Source organism: Streptomyces sp. NPDC006265, assembly GCF_040613555.1.
GTDB lineage: Bacteria > Actinomycetota > Actinomycetes > Streptomycetales > Streptomycetaceae > Streptomyces.
In genome coordinates this window covers 1-11,660 of record NZ_JBEXSH010000196.1, presented here as the reverse complement: position 1 = coordinate 11,660, position 11,660 = coordinate 1, and the positions used below count along the sequence as shown (strand labels likewise).

Here is an 11,660-nt window from a genome sequence, read left to right as displayed (position 1 = left end):
AGGTGTACGCGAAGCGAGGCGCCCTGCCCCGCTGGGGACCGTCCCGGCAGCAGCCGTACCGCCTGGAGGGTGCCTTCCGCGAGAAGGTCACCACCGAGTCGTGGCGGGTGCGCGAGCTCGGTATCGAGGTGTTCCGGTTCTTCGGCCGGTTCGTCGGCCGGGAGAACCGCGCCGAGTTCATCGGCCTGGTCCTGATCCTCGTCGTCGGGTACGCCCTGCTGGAGGCCGACGCGGCCAGCCTGGGCGAGGTGTCGGCGGCCCCGCTGCTGTTCCACCGGCTCTTCACCCCGCTCGGCGCCATCATGTTCACCTTCGACGAGGCGCAGAAGTCGGGCGCGAGCCTGACCCGCCTGGTCGGGGTGATGGGGGAGTCCGCGGAGGAGCGGCTGGTCGGCGACGAGTCCGTCACGGCGGCCCTCGCTGGGGCGTACCCGGTGACGGTCGAGGGGCTGACGTTCCGTTACCAGGGTTCCGAGGAACGGGTGTTGCGGGACGTCGACCTGACGATCCCGGCCGGCGGGTCGCTCGCCCTGGTGGGCGCCACGGGTGCGGGCAAGACGACACTGGCCGCGCTGATCGCCGGCATCGGCACCCCGCAGGCCGGTTCGGTGCGCATCGGGACGACCGATCTCGCCGACCTGGACGAGGCCGGGGCGCGGGCGCTGGTGAGCATCCTGACGCAGGAGACGCACGTCTTCTCGGGTCCGCTCGCCGACGATCTGCGGCTGTCCGCCCCGGGGGCCACCGACGCCGAGTTGATGGACGCGCTGCGCACCGTCGGCGCCGAGGGCTGGGTCGCGGCGCTGCCCGACGGGCTGAACACCCCGGTCGGGGAGGGCGGTGAGCGCCTGGACGTCACCAAGGTCGCCCAGATCGCCCTGGCGCGGCTGGTGCTGGGCCGGGCGCCGGTGGTGGTGCTCGACGAGTCGACCGCCGAGGCGGGCAGTGAGGGCGCCGCCGAGCTGGAGCGGGCCGTGCTGGCCGCGTGCGCGGGCCGGACCACGCTGTTCGTGGCGCACCGGCTGACCCAGGCGATGGCAGCGGACCGGATCGCCGTGCTCGACGCGGGACGCGTCGTGGAACAGGGGACGCACGAGGAACTGGTGACTCTGGGCGGCCGGTACGCACGACTGTGGCAGGCCTGGCGAGAAGGTAGTTAGGTAACCCTAATTTTAGGTTAGCCTAACTCCACATTCTGGAAGGGACGCTGAGTCTTCGATGATGGAACCGCGCGCTCGTCTCGCACTGCCTTCTCCCACGCGCCTGGCCGATGTGCGCCGGCGGCTCGGCGACTACCCGGACAGGACCATCACCGAGGCCTGCGCCATCGGCCTGTCCTACTGGGCGACGGGCCGGAGCCCCGAGGGCATCGACCTCACCCCCGGCACGCTCTTCGCCGACGTCCTCGGCTGGGTCGACAACGGCGGTGCGGCGCCCCCCGGTTGGGAGACCTCCCCGGACGGCCGCGGCATCACCGTCCCCGACGGCGTCACACCCGAGGACGCGCAGCTCGCGCTGGACGACCTGGCCGACTTCCCGGACCGGCCGCTCGGCACGATCGGCCCCTCCAGCGTCGCGGCCCGGCTGCGGACCCTGGCCGAGTGGAATGACAACCGGGCCGACCGGGACCGCCCCACCATCGTGGAGATGTTCCGCGCGCAGGCGAGTGCCCGGCCGGACGCCGTGGCCGTGGTCGACGAGCACCGGTCGCTGACCTACCGCCAAGCCGCCGAGCTCTCCAGCCAGTTGGCCCATCACCTGCTCGCCCGCCGGCTCGGCCCCGAACAGGTCGTCGGCATCTCCCTGAGCCGCTCCGTCGACATGGTCGTCGGACTGCTCGCCGTCCTCCAGGCCGGGTGCGCCTTCGTACCGCTCGATCCGCAGTGGCCCGCGGCGCGCCGCGCCGTCGTCATCGAGGACGCCCGGGTCGTCGTCCAGCTCAACGCCTCGGGCGAGCACGACCCGGCCGAACCCGAAGCCGTGGCCGTCGACCTCGGCGACTGGCGATACGACGCGTACCCGAAGGAAGGGACCGGCGTCACCGTCCTCGGCGACGCGCTGGCCTACGTGATCTTCACGTCGGGTTCCACCGGGCGGCCCAAGGGGGCGATGATCCGCCACGAGGCGATCAGCGAGCGCCTGCTGTGGCAAGTGAACGAAATCCTCGGCTTTGGCCACGACGACGCCTCGCTGTTCAAGGCGCCGCTGTCCTTCGACATCTCCATCAACGAGATCTTCCTGCCGCTGGTCTGCGGCGGCCGGCTCGTCGTCCTGCGGCCCGGCGGCGAACGCGACCCGCACCACCTGCTGAGCGTCATCGCCGAACAGCGCGTCACCTTCACGTATCTGGTGTCGTCCATGCTGGACGTGCTGCTGGAGATGGCCGGCGACTCCGGCCGCCTGGACAGCCTGCGGCACGTGTGGTGCGGCGGGGAAGTGCTCACCCCCGAGCTGTACGAGCGGTTCCGCACCAAGCTCGACAACATCCCCATGTACCACGGCTACGGCCCCGCCGAGACGACCATCGGCGTCTCGCACGTCATCTACCGGGGCGCCGCGGAACGCCTGTCGACGTCCATCGGCAAGGCCAACCCCAACACCCAGCTCTACGTCCTGGACGACGAACTGCGCCCGGTCCCGGTCGGCGTCGGCGGTGAACTCTACGTCGGCGGCTTCCTCCTGGGCCGCGGCTACGTGGGCGCCCCCGGCCTCACCGCCTCCCGTTTCGTCGCCAACCCCTTCGCGAACGACGGCTCCCGCCTCTACCGCACCGGCGACCTCGCCCGCTTCGCCCCCGACGGATCACTGGACTTCCTCGGCCGCGCCGACAACCAGATCAAGATCCGCGGCATGCGGCTGGAGACCGAGGACGTCGAGGTCGGTCTCGCCGAACACCCCCGCGTCCGGCACACCTGCGTCGTCGCGAAGAAGAACGCGGCGGGCGGCACCTACCTGATCGGCTACGTCATACCCGCCGCCGGCAGTGCGGACCTGCGGGCCGACGAGGTCAAGGCCTGGGCCGGCGCGCACATGGTCGAGTACATGGTGCCCGCCCACATCGTCGTCATGGAGGAGTTCCCGCTCACCGCCAACGGCAAGCTCGACCGCAACGCGCTCCCCGAGCCCACGATCGAGACCGGCTCGCTCGTGCGCCCCACCACCGACGACGAGCGGGCGGTGTGCGCCGCGGTCGCGGAGGTGCTGCGCCTCGAAGAGGTCGGTGTCGACCAGGACTTCTTCCAGCTGGGCGGCGACAGCATCCTCGCGGTCTCCCTGCTGAGCGCGCTGCGCGAGCAGGGCCTGCATGTCACGGCACGGCAGATCTTCACCCACGGCACGGTGGGCGCGCTGGCCGCGGTCGCGAGCCGCGAGGACGTCTCCACCGTCGACCACGCCGATGTCGCCACCGGCACCGTCGTGGGTTCGCCCATCGTGCAGTGGCTCGGCGAGACCACGGACGTCATCGACGGTTTCGTCCAGTCGGTCGTCCTGAACACACCGGCGGACCTGACCGCCGACGCCCTCGACGCGATCTTCACCGCCCTCGTCACCCGGCACGACATGCTCCGCGCCAAACTGGTGCGCGGCAGCCGCTGGAGCTTCGACATCCCCGACGCGGACCGAGCCGAGCCCGGCTGGCAGCTCGGCGACCGGCCGCTCGAGGACTGCGTCGCCCTCGCCACCGACGCACTGGACCCCACGGGCGGCGTGATGCTCCGCGCCGTCTGGCGCCCCGAGGCACGCCAGCTCGTCCTCGTCGCCCACCACGTGATCGTCGACGGCATCTCCTGGCGCGTCCTGATGGAGGACCTGGCCACCGCCTGGCGGCAGTTCAGCGCCGGCCGGCCCATCGAACTCCCGCCGGTGGGCACGTCCTTCCGGCGCTGGACCCAGCTGCTGGAACGCGCCGCCTTCGACGCCGACAGCTCCTCCTACCGGCGACCGCTGCCCGGCGAGGACCGGCCGCTCGCCCGCCGCGCCCTCGCCGGGACCGACACCGTCGCGAACGAACGCCTGCGGATCGTCACGGTCGGCCCCGAGGTCACGGCCGCGCTGCTGAACGAGATCCCCGCGAAGTTCCACGCCGGCGTCAACGACGTCCTGCTCACCGCGCTCGCTGTCGCCCTCGCCCGGCACCGCCGCGACCTCGGCCAGGACCAGACCTTCGCCCACATCGAACTCGAAGGCCACGGCCGTGAAGGGCAGTTCGTCGCGGGCTCCGCCGGCTTCGAGCCGGAACTGTCGCGGACCGTGGGCTGGTTCACCACCCTCTTCCCGGTGACCGTCGACCCCGGCACGGCAACCGACTTCACCACCTCCGAGTACCTGACCGCCGCCCTCAAGGCGGTCAAGGAGGACCTCGCCCGGGTACCGGACAACGGCGTCTCCTACGGCGCCCTGCGCTACCTCACCCACAGCGAGTTCGACGCCCCCGCACCCCAGGTGCTCTTCAACTACCTCGGCCGCTTCGCCGCCGGCGCCCCCGGCGACTGGCAACTCGCGGGCACCACCGGCCAGCTGGGCGAGAAGCGCGACCCCCGGATGCGCCTGCCGCGCGCCCTGGAGTTCAATGCGATCGCCGAACCCGGCGCCTCCGGCGCCTACGAACTCGTCACCACCGTCTCCTGGCCCGACGGCCTGTTCACCGACGCCGACATCACGGCACTCGGCGACTACTTCCGCACGGCCCTGACCGGACTCGCCGCCCTCGACCGGGGCGGCCACTCGCCCAGCGATTTCCCCCTCGTACCGCTCACCCAGGCCGACGTCGACGCCCTGGACGGCCCGGCGCTGCGGGACGTCCTGCCGCTGACCCCGCTCCAGGAAGGCCTCTACTTCCACTCGGTCTTCGACGACGACTGCGCGGGCGCCTATGTCGAACAGCAACTGCTCACCCTGGACGGCGAGCTGGACACCGGCCGGCTCGCCGCGGCGGCCACCCGGCTGCTCGCCCTGTTCCCGAACCTGGCCGCGCGCTTCACGGCCCTGGCCGACGGCCGCGTGGTCTCCGTCCTGGAGAACGGCGTCGAAGCCCCCTTCACCACGCTGGACCGCCCCGGCATCACCGACGAGGAGATACGCGACCTCGCCGAACGGGACCGCCGCACCGGCTTCGACCTCGCCACCGGCCCTCTCATGCGGTACACGCTCATCCGCACCGGCTCCGGCCGGAGCGTCCTGGTGCAGACCGTGCACCACATCATCGCCGACGGCTGGTCCGTGCCGCCGATGCTCCGCGCGCTGCTCGCCGAGTACCACGCGCCGGGCACCGTCCACCCGCTCGGCGGCTTCGCCGACTACGTGCACTGGCTCGCCGGGCGCGACGCCGACGAGAGCGACCGCGTCTGGCGCGAGGAACTCGCCGACCTGCCCGGCCCGTCGCTGGTCGGCGAGGGGCACACCCCCTCCGACCGGTTCGCCGACACCTTCGTGGAACCCGAGGACGACATCGACACCGCCGTCCGCGAGGCCGGAGTGCCGCTGAGCGTCGCCGTGCACAGCGCCTGGGCCGTCACCCTCGGCGGCATCCTCAAGGGCCGGGACGTGGTCTTCGGCTCCACGGTCTCCGGCCGCGACGCCGAGGTGCCCGGCATCGGCGACATGGTGGGCCTCTTCATCAACACCATCCCCGTACGCGCCCGTTGGACCGCAGGGGCCACCGCAGCCGACCTGCTCAGCTCGGTGCGCGACCACCAGAGCACGGTCCTGCCCCACCAGCACGTCTCGCTGGCGCGCATCGGCCGGCAGGCCGGCGCCGGTTCGCTCTTCGACACGCTCGTGGTGTTCGACGTGGCCACCGACCTGACCTCACTGCGGAGTCCCGGCGACACGCTGACCATCACGGCCCTCGTCAACGAGGGCGCCCCGCACTACCCGCTGACACTCGTGGTCGAGCGCGCACGCGACGGCCGACCGCGCTTCAACCTCATCTACGACGGTGAACTGCTGCGCGAGAGGACCGCCCGGGCGATCCTGCACACGTTCAGCCGAAACCTGACCGGCCTGCTCGCGCACCAGGACACCCCGGTCGACGATCTGGCAGCGGGAGCCGAACGCCGCCCCTCACCGATCACCCCGGCCACCCTGGGCGGACTGTTCGACACCGCGGCCCGCCGCGACCCGTCGGCCACCGCCGTCACCCAGTGCGGCCTCGACGGCGCCACCCGTTCCCTGACCTACGGCGAACTGTCCGACGCGAAGAACGACCTGGCCTGCGCCCTGCGCGCGGCAGGGGTCGGCCCGGGCAAACGGGTTGCGCTGGCCGTCCCGCGCTCCCTGGAGCAGGTCGTCGCCCTGGTCGCGATCGTCGGCGCGGGCGGCGCGTACGTCCCCCTCGACCTGGCGTACCCGGACGAGCGACTGGAGTACATCCTCGCCGACGCGGCCCCGCAGGTCGTCCTCGTGGACCGGGACCAGCGCGACCGCTTCACGGACCTCCTGGCCCGGGCGGGGGTGCCGGCCCGGGTGCTGGTCCAAGGCGAAGAGCCCCCGGCCGCCCGCACGGAGCCCACCCCCGAGCCCGACTGGCACACCCCCGCCTACGTGATCTACACCTCCGGATCCACGGGCCGCCCCAAGGGCGTCGTCGTCCCGCACTCCAGCGTGGTGTCGCTGCTCGCGAACACCCGGCCGGACATGGACTTCGGCCCGCGGGACGTCTGGGTCCAGTTCCACTCCTTCTCCTTCGACTTCGCCGTCTGGGAGCTGTGGGGCGCACTGGCGTACGGCGGTGAGCTGCTGGTGCCCGAGTACGGACTGACGCGCTCCCCGGTCGACTTCCACCGGCTGGTCCGCGAACGCGGCGTGACCGTGCTCAACCAGACCCCGTCCGCCTTCTACCAGTTCATCGAGGCCGACCGGCTCGCCGGTGAACCGCTGCCCGCACTGCGCCGGATCGTCTTCGGCGGCGAGGCACTGGACCCCGGACGGCTGCGCGGCTGGGTCGAACGGCACGGCACGGCCGCACCCGAGCTGGTCAACATGTACGGCATCACCGAGACCACCGTCCACGTCACCCACCGGGTGCTGACCGACGCCGACTTCGGCCCCGGCGACGACGTCAGCCCCATCGGCGGCCCGATCCCCGGCCTGGTCACCTACCTGCTCGACGACCGGCTCCGCCCGGTGCCGCCGGGCCGCGAGGGCGCCATCTACGTCGCCGGCGACCAGGTGTCCCTCGGTTACCTGGGCCGGCCCGGCCTCACCGCGGGCCGCTTCGTGGCGAACCCGTTCACCGCGGACGGCTCCCGCATGTACCACACGGGCGACCTCGCGATCCGCACCCTCGACGGCGAGCTCCACTTCACCGGACGCGCCGACGATCAGGTCCAACTCAAGGGCTTCCGCGTCGAGTTGGGTGAGGTGGAGTCGGCGATCAGGGCCATCGACGGCGTGACCGATGTGGCGGTGACGGTGGCGGACACCGGTGACCATCTGGTCGCACACGTGGTGGGCAGCGTGCCGGCCGACCTGACGGCCCGTCTGTCCTCCAGGCTGCCTGTCCACATGGTTCCGGGCCAGGTCCTCACGATCGAGGCCCTACCGCTGACGATCAACGGCAAGCTGGATCGAATGGCGTTGGCGGGGAGCCCCGTCAGGGGCGCGGGGAACCGCGCGACCAGCCCCCACGCACCCACAGACGAAACGGCTGCCGTTACCGCACTCACCAAGATCTTCACCGAGACGCTGCCCGGCGCTTCCGTAGACCCCGACACCGACTTCTTCCGCGCCGGAGGCGACAGCATCATCGCCATCACGGTCGTGAACAGGGCCCGCACCCTCAGCCTGCCCATCGCGCCCAGGGACGTCTTCCTGCTCAAGACCCCTCGCGCACTGGCCGAACACCTCGGCACCAACACACCCCAGACCCCTCAGGTCCCCATCCGCCGGGGGGACGGTCCCCTCACCCCCACCCCGATCATCCTCCGCCAGCGCGAACTCGGCGGCTCCCTCACCCGCTTCGCCCAGGCCAGGACACTCCAGGCCCCCGAAGGCACGGGATACGCCGACGCCGTACGCGCCGCGAACGCCGTGGTCGCCGCGCACCCGACCCTCCGGCTGCGTCTCGACACCGCGCACGGCGTGTGGACGCTGCGCACCGAACCCGCCCGCGAGGCGACCGTCGTACGCCCGACCACCACCGACGCGACAGCCGTCGCGAACGAGGCCGCCGGACAGCTCGACCCCGAGTCAGGCGAAGTGATCGCGTTCGCGTGGCTGGAGTCGAGCAGGACCCTCGTCGTCACCGTGCACCACCTCGCCGTCGACGCGGTCTCCTGGCTGATCCTGCTGGAGGACCTGGCCACGGCCCTGCGCGGCGAGCCCCTCGCCCCGCCGACCACCTCGTACGCCGAGTACGCCGAAGCCCTGACGCTTCAGGCGACCCAGGACGTCCATGGCCTGGGCCGTTGGATCACCACCCTCCAGGCTCCCGAACTGCTCCCGTTCACGCGGGCGTTGCGCAAGACGACGGTGGTACTCGCCCCGGACGTGAGCGACAGCGTCACCCGCACCGCACCCGCCGCACTCGGCCTCGGCCTCACCGAGCTGCTCTGCGGCGCCCTGCGCACCGCGCTCACCCGTATCCAGCCGTCGCCCGGCGACCTCGCGATCGACCTGGAGCGCCACGGCCGCGTCCCGGCCCTCGAACAGCACGACTACACCCGTACCGTCGGCTGGTTCACCGCCATCGCGCCCGTACGGCTCACCGCGCACACCGATCCCGTCGCCGCGGCCCGCGAGGTCGCCGAGCGCCGGCCGGACGAGCGCGGGCACGTCGCCTACGGCCGGCTCAGGTACCTCGACCCGCAGACGGCCCCGCTGCTCACCGCCCGCCCGCAGGTGCTGTTCAACTACCTCGGCCGGGGCAGCGAGTCCCAGGCGCTGCACCTCACCGGCGGCGACCAGGGCAGCCCCTACGCCGTCGAGGTCAACGCGTGGACCGACGAGTCCACCGGCAGCCTGCTCGCCGAGTTCGTCCTCGCCGAGGGCGTCCCCGACGCGATCACCGAGCACTGGCGCGGCGCGCTGACGCACCTCGCGGGCGCCGCGACGACGGCCGAGCGCACCGCACCGGTCACCCCGCTCCAGCGCGGCCTGTTCTTCCAGGCCCAGATGGCGGGCTCGGCCGGACACTACGTCGCGCAGAACTGGTTCGCCTTCGACCGGCGCCTGGACACCGGCGCGCTGGCCGAGGCGATGGCACACGTGATCGCGCGGCACCCGGTCGTCGGCGCCGGCTTCGGCACCGACGAGGACGGGAACCCGGTCCAGGTCCTCAAGGCCGGCCGACGGGTCGACGTCCGCACGGTCGCCCTGTCGACGGACGCGGAGGTCGACGCCCTGCGCGCCCGGGACCGGGACACGGGCTTCGATCCGGGCGAGCCGCCGCTGATCCGGCTGACCGTCGTGCACCTGCCCGGCGACCGGGACGGCCTGCTGCTCAGCTACCACCTGCTGCTGTGGGACGGCTGGTCCCGCGAGATCGTCCTGCGCGACCTCTTCGACGCCTACCGTGCCGTCCTCGCGGGTGAGCCGCTCGACCCGACGCCCGCCACACCGAGCTTCGAGGAGTACGCCCGGGCCCTCGACGCCAGGGACCCGGCGCTGTCGGAGCGCTTCTGGGCGGACCACCTGGCCGCTCTCCCCGGCCCGACGCTGCTCGCGGGTCCGGCGCCGTCCTTCTCGGACGACCTGCCGGGCGCGCTCGTGCACACCCTGTCCGCCGAGCAGTCCGCCCTGGTGCGGGAGGCGGCCCGGGTGCACGGCGTCACCCTCAACTCGGTGCTCACCGGCGCGTTCGGCCTGCTCCTCGGCGCGCACACCGGCCGCAGCGACGCCGTGTTCGGCGTGACCGTATCCGGCCGGGACGGCGAGGGGCGCTCCGACATCGTCGGCGTGCTGCTCAACACCGTGCCGATGTGGACCCGGGCCCGCCCCGACGACACGGTCGGCGCCTATCTGTCGGCCGTCCAGGCCGCCCGGGTCGAGGCGATGGAGCACGAGCACCTCGGGCTCGGCGAGATCCAGCGGGCCAGCGGGCACGACACCCTGTTCGACAACCTGTTCGTGCTCCAGAACTTCCTGGACATGGACGCGTTCGCCGAGATGAACACCCGGCACGGCATCACCTCGGTGAAGGCCGACGACTCCACCCACTATCCGTTCACCTGGGTCGTCACGCCCGGGGACCGGCTCACGGTCAAGCTGGAGTACCGCGACGGCGACACCGGCGACGCCCGCCGTCTCCTCGACGACTACCTGGGCGTACTCGAAGACCTGGCCCGTGCCACCGGGCCGGTCGGCGCGCTGCGGGGGCTGGGCCCGGTGCCCGAGCCGGCCGCACGCACCGACGTCGGCACGGGCACCGTCGTCGACCGGTTCGACCGTGCGGCGGACCGCGATCCGCGGCGGGTGGCGCTCGTCGCCCACGGCTCGACGATGACGTTCGCCGAACTCCGCGACCGCAGCCGGGCCGTGGCGGGCGTGCTCGCCGCGCGCGGCATCGGACCGGAAACGACCGTGGGCCTCGCGATCCCGCGCTCCCTCGACTGGATCGCGGCCCTGTTCGCCGTCCTGAGGGTCGGCGCCGCGTATGTGCCGCTTGAGCTGGACCACCCGGACGAGCGGATCGCCGCCATCGTCGACGACGCCCGCCCGGACGTGACCCTCACCGTGAGCGCGGTCTCGCCCCGGCTGACCGGCGACCTGATCGAACTGGACCGGCCGCTGCCCGAGGCCGAGCCGTACGTGACGTTCGCGCCGGACGACCCGGACCGGCTGCGCCACCCCGCGTACACGATCTACACCTCCGGCTCCACCGGCAAGCCCAAGGGCGTGGTGACCGGGTACGCCGGTCTCACCAACATGCTGATCAACCACCAGCGCCGGATCTTCGAGCCGGTGCTGGCCGAGCACGGACACCGGATCTTCCGGATCGCGCACACCGTGTCCTTCGCGTTCGACATGTCGTGGGAGGAGCTGCTGTGGCTCGCCGACGGCCATGAAGTGCACATCTGCGACGAGGAGTTGCGCCGGGACGCGCCCCGGCTGGTCGCCTACTGCCTGGAGCACGGGATCGACGTCGTCAACGTGACGCCGACCTACGCGCAGCAGTTGGTGGCCGAGGGCCTGCTCGACAACCCGGAGCGGCGCCCGGCGCTGGTGCTGCTCGGCGGCGAGGCCGTCACGCCGACGCTGTGGCAGCGGCTCGCCGAGACCGAGGGCACGGTCGGCTACAACCTGTACGGGCCCACCGAGTACACCATCAACACCCTGGGCGTCGGCACCTTCGAGTGCGAGGACCCGGTGGTGGGCGTGGCCATCGACAACACGGACGTGTACGTCCTGGATCCGTGGCTGCGGCCGCTGCCGGACGGTGTACCCGGCGAGTTGTACGTGTCGGGCATCGGCATCGCGCGCGGCTATCTCGGACAGCCGGCCCAGACCGCGCACCGCTTCGTGGCCTGCCCGTTCGGCGAGCCCGGCGAGCGCATGTACCGCACCGGCGACCTGGTGCTCCGCCGCCCGGACGGCAACCTGATGTACCTGGGCCGCACCGACCAGCAGGTCAAGATCCGCGGCCACCCTTCGCCGACGACCCTGAGCATGCCCAGCCGCTCCCTGCCACGCAGGGCGAACTTGGCGATCGCCACCTTGTT

2 protein-coding genes are annotated in these 11,660 nt (G+C 72.3%); both read left to right on the top strand.

Annotation, left to right across the window (positions count from 1 at the left end):
* Positions 1-1,160, top strand: a 1,160-nt coding sequence (locus tag ABZ281_RS17985) for an ABC transporter ATP-binding protein (RefSeq protein WP_356656556.1), incomplete at its 5' end; no start/stop codon positions are given.
* Positions 1,161-1,218: 58 nt separating this feature from the next.
* On the top strand, positions 1,219-11,660 hold a 10,442-nt coding region (locus tag ABZ281_RS17980), incomplete at its 3' end, for an amino acid adenylation domain-containing protein (protein ID WP_356656554.1).